This window comes from Parviterribacter multiflagellatus, from assembly GCF_056863265.1.
In genome coordinates this window covers 77,538-93,037 of record NZ_JBXPIZ010000004.1, presented here as the reverse complement: position 1 = coordinate 93,037, position 15,500 = coordinate 77,538, and the positions used below count along the sequence as shown (strand labels likewise).

Here is a 15,500-nt window from a genome sequence, read left to right as displayed (position 1 = left end):
CGGCGCCATGCCTCAGAACCTCGTCCGCCGGACCCTCATCCCGCTCTCCGTCCTCGCCGCGCTGGCGACCGTCCCGGCCGCCACGCAGGCGTCCACGCTCGCGTACGAGGGCGGCACGCTCGTCCTCCGCGCCGCGCCCGGCGAGTTCAACTGGCCGACCCTGACCGCCGCCGACGGCGGCCGGCTGGGCGTCAGCGACAACGACAACCTCACCGCGGTCCCGCCCGGCTGCGAGCGGCCCAACGAGTCGTTCCCCTACACGTGCCCGATGCCGTCGGCGTTCCGCGCCGAGCTGGGCGACGGCGACGACCAGGGCTGGGTCGCGGACGCGGCGCTCACGCTGCCGGTCGAGCTGCGCGGCGGCCCCGGCACCGACCGGCTGAAGGCGTCGAGCACCGGCCCGGTCGTGCTCGCCGGTGAGGATGGCGACGACGAGCTGACGTCGGAGGCCGGCAACCACACGCTCGACGGCGGCGCGGGCAACGACCAGCTCACCGGCGGGGCTGGGGACGATCGGCTGCTCGGCGGCGACGGCGACGACCTGCTCAAGCCCGACCACTACACGGACGGCAACGACGTCGTCGACGGCGGTGGCGGCATCGACAAGCTCGAGGACTGGTCCGACACCACCGACCGCGCGCAGCGGCCGATCGTGCTCACCCAGGACGGCGTCGCGAACGACGGCCGCACCGGCGAGGCCGACAACGTCGTCGGCGTCGAGGTCGTACGGACGTACGCGGGCGGCACGTTCACGATGACCGACGGCCCCGACAAGGTCGAGGTCTTCTCGCCGACCGACAAGGGCCCGTCCGTGGTGAACATGCAGGGCGGCAACGACGTCGTCCTGGCGTCGAACGGCCGCGAGACGATCGACGGCGGCGCCGGCGACGACCAGCTGGAGGGCGGGTTCGGCGACGACGTGCTCACCGGCGGGCCGGGCCGCGACGTCATCAACGCGGACTTCACCGGCTCGCAGTGCGGGTGGCTGCAGAGCTGCACCGTGCCGTACGGCAACGACGTGATCAACGCGCGGGACGGCGAGCAGGACTCGATCGACTGCGGCGTCGGCACGGATCGCGTCGTCGCCGACGCGGTGGACGTCGTGGCGCCCAGCTGCGAGACCGTCGACCGCGGCACCGCGACGGCCGGGACGACGCCGGGCAAGACCGGCACGAAGCCGAACGGGACGAAGACCGGCGCGCTGAGCCTCGCCAAGCCGACGAGGCTGCGCACCGCGCTGCGCTCCGGGCTGACGATCAAGGTCCGCGGCGCGAAGGCGCGCGCGAAGGTGACGGTCGTCGCCAAGCGCGGTCGCACGACCGTCGCCCGCGGCTCCGCGAAGGCCGGTGCCGACGGCACCGCGACGGTCAAGCTCCGCTTCACGAAGGCGGCCAAGCGGGCCCTGCGCGGCAAGCGGACGGTGAAGCTGAGCCTCCGCGCCGGCGACCTCACCGGCGCGGTGACCCTCAAGCGGTAGGCGCCGGCGGGCTACTCGCCGCCGACGGAGAAGAGCGACTCGAGGTCGTGCCGGGAGAACGCCTCGAACGCCACCATCGTCTGCGTCTTGACGACCCCGGGCAGCGACGCGATGCCGTGCGTGACGACCTCGCGGAGCTGCTCGTGGTGGCGCAGGCTCAGCACCGCCACGAAGTCCCACTCCCCCGTCACCGAGTACGCGGCGCTCACGCCCTCCTGGTCGGCCAGCTGGCCGCCGAGCGAGGCGAGGGCGTCGCGCTCGGCCTCGATGAGGACGATCGCGTGCGTCATGGCGTGTGCGTCTCCCCCGGCTGCAGGACGATCACCTGCGAGGTCGTCGCGCGCTCGACGTCGGCCTTGAACGCCTGCGCGTCGGTCTCGATCGGCGGGAAGGTGTCGTAGTGGATCGGGATGACCTGCTTGGCCCCGATCAGCTCGGCCGCGAAGACCGCGTCGTGGCGGTCCATCGTGTACCAGCCGCCGATCGGCACGAGCGCGACGTCGATCGGCCCGCTGCGGCGCCCGATCAGCTCCAGGTCGCCGAACAGCGCGGTGTCGCCGAGGTGGTAGATCGTCTTGCCGCCGAGGTTGATGACCAGGCCGGCGGCGATCGACGGCGTGCCCTTCGGGGTGGTCGACGTGTGCCAGGCGGGGACGAGCTTGACCCAGCCCCAGTCGAACGTGACGGTGCCGCCGAGGTTGTAGGCGTGGACGGTGTGGTCGCCGCCGAGGTCGTCGGAGATCTCCTGCGCCAGCTCGACCACCGCCGCGACCGGCGCCCCGGTGCGCTTGGCGATGTCGACGGTGTCGCCGATGTGGTCGCCGTGACCGTGGGTGAGGAGGATCGCGTCGGCCTCGACGTCGCCGGCGGCGACCGACGCCTTCGGGTTGCCGGTGAGGAACGGGTCGATCAGCACCTTCGCGCCGCCGCCCTCGAGCAGGAACGCGGCGTGGCCCAGGAACGTGATCTCCATCAGCTCTCCTTCTCGGTGCGCTGTGCCTGGAGCTCGTGCGCGAGCTCCAGCCCGACGGCCACGCCGATCAGCATCCCGAGCCGCGTCTCCTCCGCCACGAGCGTGCGGACCGCGAGGTTGCGCTGCTCCGGATCCGCCTCGCCGGCCGCCTGGCGGATCGCCTGCTCGTTCGCGTCGCCGAAGTAGCCGCCCTCGTCGAGCGCGGCGTTCAGGACGCGCTGGAGCCCCGGCGCGGCGTGGGTGACGATCTCCTGGGCGTGCGCGAAGCGGTCGGGCGAGCCGAGCGCGTCGACGGCCCGGTCGACCTCCTCGGAGGTGTAGGTGGGACGGTCGTCGGCCATGGACCAGCGACGATACTGCCCGCCATGGCCGTCGCTCTCACCAGCCTCTCGCACGGCGCCGGCTGCGGCTGCAAGCTGCCGCCGTCGGCCGTGCACCCGCTCGTCGCCTCGCTCCCCCGCCCCGACCGCGCCGACGTCCTCGTGGGGTTCGGCACCGCCGACGACGCGGGCGTGGTCCAGCTGCGCGACGACCTCGCGATCGTCCAGACCGTCGACTTCTTCACGCCGATCGTCGACGACCCGTACGACTTCGGCCGGATCGCGGCGACCAACGCGCTGAGCGACGTCTACGCGATGGGCGGGGAGCCGGTGAGCGCGCTGAACCTCGTGGCCTTCCCGCTGGAGAAGCTGGGCGCGGACGTCCTGCGCGAGATCCTGCGCGGAGGCAGCGACGTGTGCCTCGACGCCGGGTGCGCGATCGTCGGCGGCCACTCGATCGACGACGCCGAGCCGAAGTACGGGCTGGCGGTGACCGGGACCGTTCACCCCGACGAGGTGCTGACGAACGCGGGCGGCCGGGCCGGCGACGTGCTCGTGCTGACCAAGCCGCTCGGCGCGGGTGCGGTGTCCACCGCGGCGAAGCGCGGGCTCGCGAAGGGCGACCTGATCGCGCGCGCGGTCGAGGTGATGACGACGCTCAACCGCGACGCCGCGGCGGCCGCGCGCGCGGCGGCCGCTCACGCGCTCACCGACGTCACCGGCTTCGGCCTGCTCGGCCACCTCCACGAGCTGGCGCTCGCGTCCGGCGTCGCCGCCGAGCTCGACGCCACCGCCGTGCCCGCCATCGAGGGCACGGCCCGCCTGTTCGCCCTGGGCGAACGCGCGATCGCGGGCGGCACAAAGCGCAACCGCGTCTACGCCGAGACCTTCACGACCTGGGACGCGAAGGTCCCCGCCGCCCGCCGCTGGCTCCTCGCCGACGCGATGACCTCCGGCGGCCTCCTCGCGGCGGTGCCGGAAGATCGCGCGGGCGAGGTGCCGGGCACGGTCGTCGGCCGCCTGGTCGAGGGCACGCCGGGCACGATCGCGGTCCGCTAGCTACGCGCGGGGGGCGAGCTTCGCGAGCACGAGCCCGCAGAGGGAGCCGATCGCGATGCCCGAGACGGTCGCGATCGCGCTGACCTCGTCGCGCGCGGCGGGCATGAGCGCGAGCAGCACGAAGAGCACGCCGACGCCGATGAGGTCCGCGTCGTCATCGTCGTCGCCGGTCTTGCGGCGCGCGAGGAGGACCGGGACCGCCCAGGCGCACAGCAGGCCGAGCGCGCCGCCGGAGGCGCCCATCGCGAACGGCACCGGGTCGACGGCCTTGACGATCGCCATGCCGCCGGACGCGGCCAGCAGCCACACGACGAGCACGACCACAGGCCCGTGGCGGCGCTCCAGCAGCCAGCCGAACAGCGCGAGCACGCCGAGCGAGGCGAACTGGTACCAGCCGCTGGCGTGCAGGAACGGCGCCACGATGACGCCCCACCACTCGCCGAGCGGGTCGAGCACCCAGGTGATGGCCTCGTCGCGCAGTGGGATGACGGCCAGCCACCACAGCGCGCCGACCGCCACGAGGAAGAACGTCACCCACGGCTTGCGGGTCTCGTCCCCGCGGATGCCGGGGATCTCGCCGGTGCGCAGGGGCCCCAGCGACGGGCGCGCCGCGGCCTTCTTGCGCCGCTCCGCCTTGGCCTTCCCCTTGCCCGGCCCCTTGTCGCGCTCGATCTTCGGCGCCCGCTTGCGCAGCCGCTGCCCGCAGTACGGGCACTCGGTGATGTACGGGCTGACCTGAGACCGGCAGTTCTTGCAGACGACGAAGAGCTCAGGGCTGGAGGCCATGCTGTCCTCCATCGTAGACCCCCGATCGAGGATCCGCGCGACCGGTTCTCAGCGTGGGGACGTCGCCTCGACGATCTCCGCCATCACCTCGCGCAGGTCCCGGTTCGCCTCGTACACCACGCGCTGGCGGTGGGCGCCCGTCCCGCGCGCGATGAGGTCGTCGACGCCCTCCAGCGCCTCCTCCGCGCCGAGGTCCTGCGCGTGCTCGCGGAGCCGGTCCATGAGCCGCTTGACGAGCGCCTTCGTCGTGACCCGGTCGTTGGTCGGCAGGTCGACCAGCTCACCCTCCAGCCCGTGCCGCGCGGCGAGCCACTTGTTCTCGTCGAGCATCTCCCACGGGTAGTCGCTGAGCGGCGTGCCGGCGTCGAAGTGCTCGGCCAGCTCCTTGACCATCGCCTGCGTGAGCGCCGCGAGCCCGATCGTGTGCTCCAGCCGCGTCTGCGAGTCGCACGCGCGGATCTCCACGGTGCCGAACTTCGGGTGCGGGCGGACGTCGTACCAGAGGTACGTGGGGTCCTCCATGACGCCGGAGTCGATCATGAACTTCATCCGCCGCTCGTAGTCGGCGAAGTCCTTGTACCAGGGCGGGATGCCCACGCGCGGGAACTGGCGGAAGACCGGCATCCGGCTGGACTGCAGCCCGGTGGCGTCGGCGCGCCAGAACGGCGAGTTGGCGCTGAGCGCCATCAGCACCGGCACGTGCACGCGCATGCCGTTGGCGATGTGGATCGCCTTGTCGGGGTCGTCGATGCCGATGTGGACGTGCATGCCGAAGATCAGCTCCTGGCGCGCGACGAACCGCAGCGCCTCGACGAGCTCGCGGTAGCGCGGCCGGGCGACGATCCGCTGGTCCTCCCACATCGCGTACGGGTGCGTGCCCGCGGAGCCGATCGCCAGCCCCTTCGCGCTCGCGACGTCCGACGCGTGGCCGCGCAGGCGTCTGAGCTCCGCGGCCGCGTGGGGGATGTCCCGGCAAGGCGGCGTGGCGATCTCGAGCACCGACTCCATGAGCTCGGGCTTGATCTCGTCGGTGTCGTCGTCGGCGAGCAGCTGCTCGATCGCGTTGACGAGCTCGTACGTCTCGCCGTCCACGATCATCAGCTCCTCCTCGATGCCGATGGTGAAGCCCTTCGACGTGAAGTTCTGATGCATCCGCGCGCGGGAGCGTACCCGGGTAACGTGCGGGACATGGCCACGACCGCAGATATGACGACCTCCCGGCTCGAGGAGCTGCTGGGGGACGAGGCGCAGTCCCTTCTCCAGCACACGAGCACGACCGTGCCCAAGGAGCAGCTGCACCTGCCGGGGCCGGACTTCGTCGACCGCATCTTCACCGACACCGATCGTCCGACGACGGTGCTGCGCAACCTCCAGTGGCTGCACGCCACCGGCCGTCTAGCGCACACCGGCTACGTCTCGATCCTCCCCGTCGACCAGGGCATCGAGCACTCGGGCGCCGCGTCGTTCGCGCCCAACCCCATCTACTTCGATCCGGAGAACCTGGTCGAGCTGGCCGTCGAGGGCGGCTGCAACGCGTTCGCGTCGACGCTCGGCGTGCTCGGCGCGGTCAGCCGGAAGTGGGCCCACAAGTTCCCCTTCATCGTCAAGCTGAACCACAACCAGCTGCTGACGTACCCGAACGAGTTCGACCAGATCATGTTCTCGTCGGTGCAGCGCGCGTACGAGCTGGGCGCCGCGGGCGTCGGCGCGACGATCTACTTCGGCTCCGAGCAGTCCTCGCGCCAGATCGTCGAGGTCGCGCGCGCGTTCGAGGAGGCGCACCGCCTCGGCATGTTCACCGTCCTGTGGTGCTACCTGCGCAACTCGGAGTTCAAGATCGACGGCGTCGACTACCACCTCGCCGCGGACCTGACCGGCCAGGCGAACCACCTCGGCGTGACGATCGAGGCGGACATCATCAAGCAGAAGCTGCCGGAGACCAACCGCGGCTACCAGGCCGTCAGCGGGCTCAACGGGTCGTACGGCAAGACCCACAAGGACGTCTACGAGAAGCTGACGACGGACCACCCGATCGACCTGACCCGGTGGCAGCTCGTCAACTGCTACATGGGCCGCGCCGGCCTCATCAACTCCGGCGGCGCGTCGGCGGGCGAGACCGACCTGCAGGAGGCCGTGCGCACCGCGGTCATCAACAAGCGCGCGGGCGGCATGGGCCTCATCTCGGGCCGCAAGGCGTTCCAGCGCCCGATGGAGGAGGGCGTCGCGCTGCTGCAGGCGATCCAGGACGTCTACCTCTCCCCCGAGGTCACGGTCGCGTAGCAGCGCTTCGCGCTGAGCGGCGCCGGCCCACGCGGCCGGCGCCGTTTGCGTAGGATCCGCCGCGTGCGGCGGTACCTGCAGGTCCTCTCGGCCCCGGGCGTCGCATGGGTCGTGGTCGCCGCGGTGGTCCAGGGCGTCGCGATCAACGGCGCGCTGCCGTTGACGATGGTGCTGTTCGTGCGCGAGCAGGCGGGGTCGTTCGCGGCCACCGGTGCGGTCGCGGCGACGGGGGCGCTCGCGGGGGCGCTGACCGCGCCGGTGCGTGGGCGGCTGGTCGACCGGCACGGGCAGACCGTGGTGCTGGGCGTCTGCGCGGTGGTCGGTCACTCGGCGCTGCTCGGGTTGATCGTGGCGGCGCGCGCGGGCGCCCCGGTCGCGGCGCTGGCCGCGCTGGCGGGGCTCGGTGCCGCCGCCGCGGCACCGCTGTTCCCGGCGCTGCGCGCGCTGTGGGGCACGCTCGTCGACGCGGCGCTGCGCGACAGCGCCTACGCGCTCCAGTCGGTGCTGATCGAGGTGATGTTCCTCGGCGGGCCGCTGCTCGCCGCGCTCGCCGTCGCGCTCACCTCGCCCACCGCGACGTTCCTCGCGGTCGTCGGCGTGAGCTTCACCGCGACCTGCGCGTTCGTCGCCACGCCCGCGTCGCGCGGCTGGCGGGGCGAGCCGCGCGTGGGAGCGGGCACCGCGCTCGGGGCGCTCGCGACGCCCGGGATGCGGACGCTCGTGCTCGCGCAGGTGCCGTACGGTGCGGTGATCGGCGCGCTCGACGTGACCGCGCCGGCGTTCGCGGACGGCCACGGGGACGGCGGCGGCTGGCGGGCTGCTGCTCGCGGCGCTGGCGCTGGGCTCGCTGATCGGCGGCCTGGCCTACGGCGCACGCTCGTGGCCGGGCGACCGCGCGACGCGCTACCTGGCGCTCACGGCGCTCTTCGCGCTCGCGCTCCTGCCGCTCGCCGCGCTGGACTCCGGGCCGGCACTCGCCGCCGCGCTCGTGCTGGCCGGGCTCGCCATCGCGCCCGCGACCGCGTCCGTGTTCGCGCTCCTCGACACCGCCGCGCCGCGCGGCACCGCGACGGAGGCGGCGACGTGGATCGTGACCGCCTACGCCGCCGGTGCCGCGGCGGGCGCGGCGGCCGCGGGCGCGCTCGCGGACGACGGCGCGCGCAACGGGCTGCTCCTGGTGAGCGCGCTCGCGGTGGCGGCGGTCGTCCCGGTCGCCGTTCGGCTTGGGACGCTCCGCGGCGCGACTGTCGCGCACGCCGCCCGTTAACGGGGCATGAGAGCGATCCTCGCCGCGGTCGCGGCCCTCCTCCTCGTTCCCGCGGGCGCGGCCGCCGACGGGTCGCGCTGGAGCCCGGCCGCCGTGCCGTTCACCGACCTCGCGGACGGCGCGGGGCTCGTGCAGCCGACCGCCTACGGCGGGGCGGTCGTCGCGTCGCGCCTGCGCGCGGACGGGCGCTACGAGCTGGTCGCGTGGACGCGGGCGACAGGGCTGCGGGTCGTGCCAGGCGTGCCGACGCGGGCGGTGCCGTTCGACGCGGACGCCGGGCCGGACGCGATCGGCGCGCCCGCGGTCGTCTTCTCCCGCTGCGCGGTGGACGGCGTCCCTGCGGGGATCTTCCCGGCGGTCGACCTGTCGGGCGCGCGCGGCTGCACGGTGCAGATCGCGCCGGCCGACGGCAGCGCGGCGCCCGAGCCGCTGAAGCTGCGTGGCGCGAACGGGCTCTCGCTGACGACGCCGTCGCTGTGGAAGGGCGCGGTCGCCGCGGCCGCCGCTCCCCGCCGCGGGGCGCGCGACGCACGGATCCTGCTGTGGGACAGCCCGAGCGCGCGGCCCAAGCCCCTGCGGGGCGGCACGCCGGCGGCACGGACGTCGCGCGCGGCGGTCGATGCGCTCGACCTCGGCCAGCACGCCGTCGCGTTCCTGTGGCGCCTGACGGTCGCCCCCTACGGCGCCGGCCCCGGCGTCGAGGCGCGGTGGAGCCCGCGCAACGGCCGCCCGGGCCGCCAGGTCCAGCCGGCGCAGGGGTACGTCTCGGGCGCGTGCGGCTACCGCCAGCCGGTAGGCATCGGCGCGCCGGCCTCCGGCCGCGGGCTGCGGACGCTCGTCGCGCAGGCGCCGTGCTCGCCGACGGCGACGACGTTCCTCGCGGTCGACGCGGCACGCCCCACCACCCCGCGCGGGCTGCGCCCGGACGGCGTGCTGGCGTACGGCGCCGCGTGGGACGGCGACACGGTCTACTGGCTGCGCGGGTCCCCGCCGCCGCTGGTCCACGGGCAGGAGGCCGTGATCACCGTCGAGCGCGCGCTTCCCTGCTCGCGCCCCGAGCTGGCCTGCCGCCTCGTCGCGACGCGCGCCCCTGCACTCGCGCCTGCACGCTGACCGGCGCCGGCCGTAGCGTGGCCGGCCATGCCCCGCCTGCCCCTCGCGCTCACCCTCGTCGTCGCCGCCCTCACCGCGGGCTGCGCCGTCGAGGACGCCGGTGCCCCCGCCAAGGGCGCCCGCACGGCGACCGTGGAGCGGGTCGTCGACGGCGACACGGTGAAGCTCGCGGGCGGCGAGCGGGTGCGGATCATCGGCGTCGACACGCCGGAGTCGGTCAAGCCGGGCACGGCGGTGGAGTGCTTCGGCCGCGCGGCGAGCGCGGCCACGACCCGGCTCGTGGAGGGCGTGCGCGTGCGGCTCGTCCCCGACGCCGAGGCGCGCGACCGCTACGGCCGCACCCTCGCCTACGTCGAGCGGGTGTCCGATGGCCTCGACGTGGGCGCCGAGTTGCTGCGGCGCGGGTACGCGCAGGTGCTCACGGTGCCGCCGAACGTGGCGCGCGCCGACGCGTACGTCGAGCTGCAGCGCGCCGCGCGGCGGGCCGGGCGCGGCCTCTGGTCGTCGTGCAGCGTCGACACGGAGGGGTAGACTCCTGCCGAGCATGAAGATGCGCCAGAGCTTCGCCCAGTTCGAGCAGGCGTTCGTGGAGGAGGCCCAGCAGGACGCCGCGCGCCGAGAGCGCCTGCGCCGCCAGGCCGCCGCCCGCGCACGCAACCGCGAGCTGGCTCACCAGCACAAGCGCGGCACGCTCCGCTTCTTCGTGCTCGTCCTGGTCCTCATCGCGACCGCGGTCCTCGTGACCGTCGCGATGTTCCAGGCGCTCTACATGGTGATGGGTTAACCCAACCTTCACGAAGGACGAAGCGCCGGCGCCGCACCCTGCGTGCCGCGCCGACGTTCCGCTCCTTGCTGGCTGTCTCCGGTCAGTCGCCTGAACTGCCGAGGCGGTTCAGCGCTGACTCAACCTCGTGACGCGTATCGCGGTCCCCCGAGGCGACGCCTCGGCGTTCCTGCTGGATCTCCAGGTACACCTCGCGCCGGAAGACCGGCACGTCGCGTGGAGCCTGGATCCCGATCCGCACCTTCTCGCCCATGATCGACAACACCGAGACCTCGATGTCGTCGCCGATCATGATCGACTGGTTGGACTTGCGGGTGAGCACGAGCATGTGGTGGCACCTCCCTGCCGCCGGGCCACGGTGTCCTTCGCCGCTTGCCCCGGTCGCACCTTGCAGAAACATCCTACGTGGACGGAACGCCCTCCGCGACAGGACCTTGCGGCGACTCAACCGACCGGATTCCGGCACGGTCAGCGCGCGGACATCCGCGATCCGGCCGCACATTGCGCTAGTCTGCGCCGCGTTTTGGCCAGACGTTCACTGCGCCCCCACCTCAACCAGATCCGCAGCTGGGTCCGCCAGGGCCGTACCGACGCGTGGATCGCGCATCAGCTCGAGGTGACCGTCCAGCAGATCCAGTCCTTCAAGCGCGAGCAGGGGCTCGAGGAGGGCGAGGAGCCGACCACTGGGGTCGACTTCGACGATGAGATCGACCTGCGCGCCGAAGACGACGCGCTGATCGCCGCCGAGCTCGACGCCGCCGAGGCGGCCCGGGCCGACGAAGCCGACGCCGACGAGGGCGACGAGTCCGACGAGGAGACCAAGCCGCGCCGGCGCCGAGGGCGCCGCGGTGGCCGCCGCCGCAGTGGCGGCAGCAGCGGTCCCCTCGAGGGCACGTTCGACCACGGCGAGGAGGGCTACGGCCTGTGGCTCGACCCGGCGATCGTCGACAACCCCGTCTACGCGGAGCACTGGGCTGGTCACCGTCCCGTCGAGATCACGATCGAGGAAGACAAGATCGTGATCCGGCGAGCTGGCGCGACCGACGACGACGAGTAGGCCCCTGACCTCCCTGGAGCGCGCTCAGCGCTTCGTGTGGGAGGTCGAGGACGCCCAAGCTGACGTGACCGAGCGCCTCGCGCTCGGCACCGCCCTGCGCGCACCGTCGCTGGCTGCGCGAGGGTCGCCGCCTCGGGTGGGCCATCTCGGCACAGCTTCGACTCGCATACCGGGTCGAAACTGTGCCGGGTCGAAGGGGAGCGGACCTCGAGCCGGGCAGCGGCGCTACTCGACGATGCGCCGCCCGCCGGCGTAGTCGGTCGCCTCGCGCAGGTAGCGCGCGAAGGCGGCGTCCGCGACGCGCTGGTCCCACGCCGCAGGGTCGTCGGGCGCGACGGTCTGGGCGATCTCCATCACCCAGCGGGTGCCCTGCTCGTCGTACAGGCGCGCCAGCTCGCCCGCGGTGAACGGGCCGCCGAGGCGGCGGCGCAGCTCCTCGACGGCGCGGTCGACGACGCGCTCCATGACGCGGCGCTCCTGCGGCTCCGCATCGCGGATGCGGCGCTCGCCTTCCAGCCACTGGTACGCGGCGGTCTCGAAGGGGTCCTCCTGCACGCGCCCCAGGCTAGCCCGGGGCGCGCGCGGTCAGGAGGTCACGGGCACGGGATCTCGTGCCGGCGCACGCCGCCCTCGGTCCAGTAGCACTTGGTGATGTACCGGCCCGGCGACGTCTCGTACGTGTCGCGCGGGCACGCGAACGGGACGCCGTTGAGGTAGCACGTGGTCGTGTCGGTGCCGCGGAACACCGGAGTCGGGTAGTAGCCGCCGCCACCTCCACCGCCGCCCCCGCCGCCCCCGCCGGTGGGCCAGCCGCCGTAGCCGCCGCCGTTGCCGCAGGTGTACTCCTCGACGTCGCAGAACATGTCGTCGTCGTACATCGCCGACGCGGTGCCGGCGCCGATCGAGAGCGCCGTGAGGGTGGTGAGGGCCGCGACCCTGAGCTTGGTGATCTTCATGCCGCCGACCGTCCGCGGCTCGCCGTGCGGGGCGGTTGTGGCGGCGTTGGGAGGTCGACCTTCGGCGGACGCCGCAGGTCAGACCGACGGCGCGTCGCGACTACTTCGTGGGAGCTTCGACCACGAACGCGCGCTCGCCCGGCTTGACCATGCCCAGCTTGCGCGCCTCGCGCTCGAGCGCCTTGGGGTCCTTCAGCTCGGCGCGCCGCTTGCGCAGCTTCTCGTTCTCGGCCTCGAGCGCGGCGACCTCCGCCGAGCGCGCCTTGGACTCCTGCCAGGTCGACACGTACGAGCGGAGCGGGTTGATGTACAGCCCGACGACGCCCACGAGGACGAGCAGGAGCGCGACGCGTCCCACGCGATCCCAGCGGATTCGGGCAGCGGCTGACTTGGCGGCCATGTGCCTAGTCCGTTCGGCATGTTTCGGGGCGCTCCTGCCGGTTAGACGGATGTGCAGGGTCATGTGCAGACTGTTCGGACTCCACGCCGGCCGCGAGCCGGCCAACGCCACCTTCTGGCTCCTCGAGGCCCCCGGGTCGCTCGTCGAGCAGAGCCGCCGCAACCCCGACGGCTTCGGCCTGGGGACGTTCGAGCCCGACGGCAGCATCGACGTCGACAAGGCGCCGCTGGCCGCGTACGTCGCCGAGCTGTACGCCAGGGAGGCCCGCGAGGAGTGCTCGACCACGTTCATCGCCCACGTGCGCTACGCGTCGGTGGGCGAGCTGACGCTGGAGAACACCCACCCTTTCGTGCTCGACGGCCGGATCTTCGGCCACAACGGCATCGTCGGAGACCTGGACCGGGTCGAGGCGGAGCTGGGCGACCTGCGCTCCGAGCTGCTCGGCACCACCGACAGCGAGCGGCTCTTCGCCTTCATCACCCGCAAGATCCGCGACCACGACGGCGACGTCCGCCAGGGCGTCACCGCCGCCGTCAGCTGGCTGGCGGAGAACGTCGAGCTCTACTCGCTCAACTTCGTCATGACGACGCCTGACGAGCTGTGGGCGCTCCGCTACCCCGAGGGCAACGAGCTGTGGGTCCTCCACCACCTGCCGGACGAGACGCCGCTCAACGAGCACGGCTCGCACGGCGAGATCAACGTGCAGATGGAGGAGGCCACCGACCGCCCGGTCGTCGTCGTCGCGAGCGAGAAGATGGACGACGACCCGCGCTGGCGCGAGCTGCTGCCCGGCGAGCTGATCCGCGTCGGGCCTGACCTCGACCTCTCGGTCACGAAGGTCATCGACGGGCCGCCCGCCCGGCTCATGGAGCTCACCGGACGGGAGGCCGCGTCGCAGGAGGAGTCGGTCGGGACCGGCTCCTCGACCGGCTAGCTGCGGAAGACGCTGCGGCCCGGGTAGGTCGCGTCGCCGCCCAGCGCCTCCTCGATGCGGAGGAGCTGGTTGTACTTGGCGACGCGGTCCGAGCGGGCCGGGGCGCCGGTCTTGATCTGGCCGCAGCCGGTGGCGACGGCGAGGTCGGCGATCGTGACGTCCTCGGTCTCGCCCGAGCGGTGCGACATGACGGCGGTGTAGCCGGCCTCGCGCGCCATCCCGATCGCCTCGAGCGTCTCGGTCAGGGTGCCGATCTGGTTGACCTTGATGAGGATCGAGTTGCCGACGCCGGCCTCGATGCCCCGCTTCAGGCGCTCCGTGTTCGTCACGAACAGGTCGTCGCCGACGAGCTGCACCTTGTCGCCGATCTTGTCGGTGAGGACCTTCCAGCCGTCCCAGTCCTCCTCGTCCATGCCGTCCTCGATCGAGACGATCGGGTACTTGCCGGCCAGGTCGGCCCAGTACGAGGCCAGGTCGGCGGAGGAGAGCTTGCGGTGCTCGTGCTCGAGGTCGTACTCGCCGCCCTTGAAGATCTCCGACGTGGCGGGGTCCAGCGCGATGACGAGGTCCTCGCCGGGCTTGTAGCCCGCGGCCTCGATGCCCTCGACGAGCGCCTGGAGCGCCGCCTCGTTGGACTCGAGGTCGGGCGCGAACCCGCCCTCGTCGCCGACCGCCGTCGACAGGCCGCGCTTGTGGAGCGTCTTCTTGAGGTGGTGGTACACCTCGGCGCCCCAGCGCAGGCCCTCCGCGAACGTCGGCGCCCCGGACGGGACGATCATGAACTCCTGGAAGTCGACGGAGTTGTCGGCATGCGCGCCGCCGTTGAGGACGTTCATCATCGGCACGGGCAGCACGTGGGCCGCCTCGCCGCCCAGGTAGCGCCACAGCGGCAGGCGCTCCTCCGCCGCGGCCGCGTGGGCGGCGGCGAGCGAGACGCCGAGGATGGCGTTCGCCCCGAGCCGGTTCTTGTTCGGCGTGCCGTCGAGCGCGATGAGCTTGCGGTCGAGCCCCGCCTGGTCGAGCACGTCATCGCCGGCGATGGCGGACGCGATCTCGCCGTTGACGTTGGCGACGGCCTGGGTGACGCCCTTGCCGAGCCAGGCGTCGGCGCCGTCGCGCAGCTCGGTGGCCTCGAACTCGCCGGTCGACGCCCCGGACGGCACCAGCGCGCGGCCGGTCGCCCCGGAGCGCAGGGCGATCTCGACCTCGACGGTCGGGTTGCCCCGGCTGTCGAGGACCTGTCGGGCGTGGACGCGTTCGATCTGGCTCACTCGGTCTCCAATCTGGCCTGCGCGTAGTACTGCAGCTTGCGGTCGACCGGCAGCTCGTCCCATCCGTCACCGGACAGCTCGGCCGCGCGCTCGACCCGCGCGCGGAACCTATCCGCTGAGGCGCGGAGGGCAAGCTCCGGGTCGACCTTCAGCTTCCGTGCGACGTTGACGGCCGCGAAGAGGACGTCGCCGACCTCGGCGAAGGCCGCGTCGCGGTCCTGCGCCTCCGCGGCCGCCTCCAGCCGCTGGAGGTGCGCGCCGACGGCCTCGTACGGCACGTGGTCGGCGTCGAGGCCCGAGGACGCCGCGCGGCGCTGCACCTTGCGCGCGTACAGCGGGCCCGGGAGGTTCTCCGGGACCTCGCCGAAGATGCCCGGCTCGCGGCCGGCCTCGGTCTTCTTGATCGCGTCCCAGTTCTGCAGCACCTCGCCCGCGTCCGCGACCTCGGTCTCCCCGAAGACGTGCGGGTGACGCCGGATCAGCTTGGTGCGGATGTGGTCGGCCACCTGGGCGAGGTCGCCCGCGCCGCGCTCCTCGAGCAGCAGCGACAGGAAGTGCACCTGGAAGAGCACGTCGCCCAGCTCGTCGAGGAGCTTGCCGTCGTCGCCGCGGTTGGCGGCGTCGGCCAGCTCGTAGGCCTCCTCCAGCGTGTGCGGGACGATCGTGCGCTCGTCCTGCTCGCGGTCCCAGGGGCACTCCACGCGCAGGCGGCGCGTGAGCGCGTCCAGCTCGCCGAGGGCCCGGCGGATGTCCTCTCCGTCAGCCATGCGCCTCACAGAAGCACAACGCCCGATCCGGCGCCCTGCGGGCTTGGATCGAGCCG

At 73.1% G+C, this 15,500-nt stretch carries 20 protein-coding genes and 1 pseudogene; 10 read left to right on the top strand and 11 right to left on the bottom strand.

From position 1 onward, the window contains the following. Nucleotides 1–7: 7 nt before the first annotated feature. A complete protein-coding gene (locus tag AC1UE5_RS09825) occupies nucleotides 8–1,477 on the top strand; it encodes a calcium-binding protein (RefSeq protein WP_482922652.1) in 1,470 nt (489 codons plus the stop codon). Between the two features lie 11 nt (nucleotides 1,478–1,488). Here the strand turns inward: AC1UE5_RS09825 and AC1UE5_RS09820 are convergent, their stop codons facing one another. From AC1UE5_RS09820 to AC1UE5_RS09810, 3 genes are read right to left on the bottom strand one after another with little or no spacing between them, the layout of a single operon-like run. Continuing rightward, entirely contained in the window at nucleotides 1,489–1,767 is a 279-nt protein-coding gene (locus AC1UE5_RS09820; protein WP_482922650.1) for an Lrp/AsnC family transcriptional regulator, read from the bottom strand. Then, nucleotides 1,764–2,450 carry a metal-dependent hydrolase gene (locus tag AC1UE5_RS09815; RefSeq protein WP_482922648.1) on the bottom strand — a complete coding sequence of 229 codons (687 nt, stop codon included), beginning with the start codon at nucleotides 2,448–2,450 and terminating at the stop codon, nucleotides 1,764–1,766. Before AC1UE5_RS09815 ends, AC1UE5_RS09820 begins: the two co-directional genes overlap by 4 nt. Continuing rightward, nucleotides 2,450–2,791, bottom strand: a complete 342-nt coding sequence (locus AC1UE5_RS09810) for a hypothetical protein (protein ID WP_482922646.1) — start codon at nucleotides 2,789–2,791, stop codon at nucleotides 2,450–2,452. Before AC1UE5_RS09810 ends, AC1UE5_RS09815 begins: the two co-directional genes overlap by 1 nt. 24 nt (nucleotides 2,792–2,815) lie before the next feature. Here AC1UE5_RS09810 and selD point away from each other — a divergent pair, with 24 nt between their 5' ends. Continuing rightward, entirely contained in the window at nucleotides 2,816–3,829 is a 1,014-nt protein-coding gene (gene selD / locus AC1UE5_RS09805; RefSeq protein WP_482922644.1) for a selenide, water dikinase SelD, read from the top strand. Here selD and AC1UE5_RS09800 read toward each other — a convergent pair whose 3' ends face one another. Both AC1UE5_RS09800 and AC1UE5_RS09795 read right to left on the bottom strand, forming a co-directional pair. After that, on the bottom strand, nucleotides 3,830–4,615 hold the full coding sequence (locus AC1UE5_RS09800; RefSeq protein WP_482922642.1) for a rhomboid family intramembrane serine protease: 786 nt from the start codon (nucleotides 4,613–4,615) through the stop codon (nucleotides 3,830–3,832). A gap of 48 nt (nucleotides 4,616–4,663) precedes the next feature. After that, a complete protein-coding gene (locus AC1UE5_RS09795; RefSeq protein ID WP_482922640.1) occupies nucleotides 4,664–5,767 on the bottom strand; it encodes a carboxylate-amine ligase in 1,104 nt (367 codons plus the stop codon). 36 nt (nucleotides 5,768–5,803) lie between these two features. Between AC1UE5_RS09795 and AC1UE5_RS09790 the strand changes: the two genes are divergently transcribed. The 6 genes and pseudogenes from AC1UE5_RS09790 (at nucleotide 5,804) to AC1UE5_RS09765 (ending at nucleotide 10,059) form a co-directional block, all read left to right on the top strand. Then, the gene (locus AC1UE5_RS09790) at nucleotides 5,804–6,895 is read left to right on the top strand and encodes a class I fructose-bisphosphate aldolase (protein ID WP_482922638.1); all 1,092 of its coding nucleotides are present in this window, start codon (nucleotides 5,804–5,806) and stop codon (nucleotides 6,893–6,895) included. 165 nt (nucleotides 6,896–7,060) lie between these two features. Further along, nucleotides 7,061–7,657 (top strand): annotated as a pseudogene (locus AC1UE5_RS09785) (MFS transporter); the annotation flags it as partial. Between the two features lie 226 nt (nucleotides 7,658–7,883). Continuing rightward, on the top strand, nucleotides 7,884–8,162 hold the full coding sequence (locus AC1UE5_RS09780; RefSeq protein WP_482922636.1) for a hypothetical protein: 279 nt from the start codon (nucleotides 7,884–7,886) through the stop codon (nucleotides 8,160–8,162). Between the two features lie 6 nt (nucleotides 8,163–8,168). Continuing rightward, nucleotides 8,169–9,275, top strand: a complete 1,107-nt coding sequence (locus AC1UE5_RS09775) for a hypothetical protein (protein WP_482922634.1) — start codon at nucleotides 8,169–8,171, stop codon at nucleotides 9,273–9,275. Nucleotides 9,276–9,302: 27 nt separating this feature from the next. Then, nucleotides 9,303–9,806 carry a thermonuclease family protein gene (locus tag AC1UE5_RS09770; protein WP_482922632.1) on the top strand — a complete coding sequence of 168 codons (504 nt, stop codon included), beginning with the start codon at nucleotides 9,303–9,305 and terminating at the stop codon, nucleotides 9,804–9,806. 13 nt (nucleotides 9,807–9,819) lie between these two features. Then, nucleotides 9,820–10,059 carry a hypothetical protein gene (locus AC1UE5_RS09765; protein ID WP_482922630.1) on the top strand — a complete coding sequence of 80 codons (240 nt, stop codon included), beginning with the start codon at nucleotides 9,820–9,822 and terminating at the stop codon, nucleotides 10,057–10,059. 82 nt (nucleotides 10,060–10,141) lie between these two features. On the opposite strand, the gene csrA is transcribed toward AC1UE5_RS09765, so the two are convergent. After that, on the bottom strand, nucleotides 10,142–10,387 hold the full coding sequence (gene csrA / locus AC1UE5_RS09760; protein WP_482922628.1) for a carbon storage regulator CsrA: 246 nt from the start codon (nucleotides 10,385–10,387) through the stop codon (nucleotides 10,142–10,144). Between the two features lie 195 nt (nucleotides 10,388–10,582). Between csrA and AC1UE5_RS09755 the strand changes: the two genes are divergently transcribed. Then, nucleotides 10,583–11,116, top strand: a complete 534-nt coding sequence (locus tag AC1UE5_RS09755; RefSeq protein ID WP_482922626.1) for a hypothetical protein — start codon at nucleotides 10,583–10,585, stop codon at nucleotides 11,114–11,116. Between the two features lie 225 nt (nucleotides 11,117–11,341). On the opposite strand, the gene AC1UE5_RS09750 is transcribed toward AC1UE5_RS09755, so the two are convergent. From AC1UE5_RS09750 to AC1UE5_RS09740, 3 genes are all read right to left on the bottom strand, one after another. Then, nucleotides 11,342–11,671, bottom strand: coding sequence for a hypothetical protein (locus AC1UE5_RS09750; protein WP_482922624.1), 330 nt, complete (start codon nucleotides 11,669–11,671; stop codon nucleotides 11,342–11,344). Nucleotides 11,672–11,709: 38 nt separating this feature from the next. Next, the gene (locus tag AC1UE5_RS09745; protein ID WP_482922622.1) at nucleotides 11,710–12,072 is read right to left on the bottom strand and encodes a hypothetical protein; all 363 of its coding nucleotides are present in this window, start codon (nucleotides 12,070–12,072) and stop codon (nucleotides 11,710–11,712) included. A 100-nt stretch (nucleotides 12,073–12,172) separates the two neighbouring features. Next, a complete protein-coding gene (locus AC1UE5_RS09740; RefSeq protein WP_482922620.1) occupies nucleotides 12,173–12,430 on the bottom strand; it encodes an FtsB family cell division protein in 258 nt (85 codons plus the stop codon). Nucleotides 12,431–12,533: 103 nt separating this feature from the next. Here AC1UE5_RS09740 and AC1UE5_RS09735 point away from each other — a divergent pair, with 103 nt between their 5' ends. Then, complete coding sequence (locus AC1UE5_RS09735; protein WP_482922618.1) at nucleotides 12,534–13,406, top strand: class II glutamine amidotransferase; 873 nt, start codon at nucleotides 12,534–12,536, stop codon at nucleotides 13,404–13,406. On the opposite strand, the gene eno is transcribed toward AC1UE5_RS09735, so the two are convergent. Then, entirely contained in the window at nucleotides 13,403–14,677 is a 1,275-nt protein-coding gene (gene eno / locus AC1UE5_RS09730) for a phosphopyruvate hydratase (protein WP_482922616.1), read from the bottom strand. The genes AC1UE5_RS09735 and eno overlap by 4 nt on opposite strands. After that, complete coding sequence (gene mazG, locus AC1UE5_RS09725) at nucleotides 14,674–15,444, bottom strand: nucleoside triphosphate pyrophosphohydrolase (protein ID WP_482922614.1); 771 nt, start codon at nucleotides 15,442–15,444, stop codon at nucleotides 14,674–14,676. Before mazG ends, eno begins: the two co-directional genes overlap by 4 nt. Nucleotides 15,445–15,500 lie beyond the last annotated feature (56 nt).

Coding starts and splice junctions, on each gene's coding strand:
- AC1UE5_RS09825 (WP_482922652.1), top strand. CDS start 8: ATGCCTCAGAACCTCGTCCGCCGGACCCTCATCCCGCTCTCCGTCCTC.
- AC1UE5_RS09820 (WP_482922650.1), bottom strand. CDS start 1,767: ATGACGCACGCGATCGTCCTCATCGAGGCCGAGCGCGACGCCCTCGCC.
- AC1UE5_RS09815 (WP_482922648.1), bottom strand. CDS start 2,450: ATGGAGATCACGTTCCTGGGCCACGCCGCGTTCCTGCTCGAGGGCGGC.
- AC1UE5_RS09810 (WP_482922646.1), bottom strand. CDS start 2,791: ATGGCCGACGACCGTCCCACCTACACCTCCGAGGAGGTCGACCGGGCC.
- selD (WP_482922644.1), top strand. CDS start 2,816: ATGGCCGTCGCTCTCACCAGCCTCTCGCACGGCGCCGGCTGCGGCTGC.
- AC1UE5_RS09800 (WP_482922642.1), bottom strand. CDS start 4,615: ATGGCCTCCAGCCCTGAGCTCTTCGTCGTCTGCAAGAACTGCCGGTCT.
- AC1UE5_RS09795 (WP_482922640.1), bottom strand. CDS start 5,767: ATGCATCAGAACTTCACGTCGAAGGGCTTCACCATCGGCATCGAGGAG.
- AC1UE5_RS09790 (WP_482922638.1), top strand. CDS start 5,804: ATGGCCACGACCGCAGATATGACGACCTCCCGGCTCGAGGAGCTGCTG.
- AC1UE5_RS09775 (WP_482922634.1), top strand. CDS start 8,169: ATGAGAGCGATCCTCGCCGCGGTCGCGGCCCTCCTCCTCGTTCCCGCG.
- AC1UE5_RS09770 (WP_482922632.1), top strand. CDS start 9,303: ATGCCCCGCCTGCCCCTCGCGCTCACCCTCGTCGTCGCCGCCCTCACC.
- AC1UE5_RS09765 (WP_482922630.1), top strand. CDS start 9,820: ATGAAGATGCGCCAGAGCTTCGCCCAGTTCGAGCAGGCGTTCGTGGAG.
- csrA (WP_482922628.1), bottom strand. CDS start 10,387: ATGCTCGTGCTCACCCGCAAGTCCAACCAGTCGATCATGATCGGCGAC.
- AC1UE5_RS09745 (WP_482922622.1), bottom strand. CDS start 12,072: ATGAAGATCACCAAGCTCAGGGTCGCGGCCCTCACCACCCTCACGGCG.
- AC1UE5_RS09735 (WP_482922618.1), top strand. CDS start 12,534: ATGTGCAGACTGTTCGGACTCCACGCCGGCCGCGAGCCGGCCAACGCC.
- mazG (WP_482922614.1), bottom strand. CDS start 15,444: ATGGCTGACGGAGAGGACATCCGCCGGGCCCTCGGCGAGCTGGACGCG.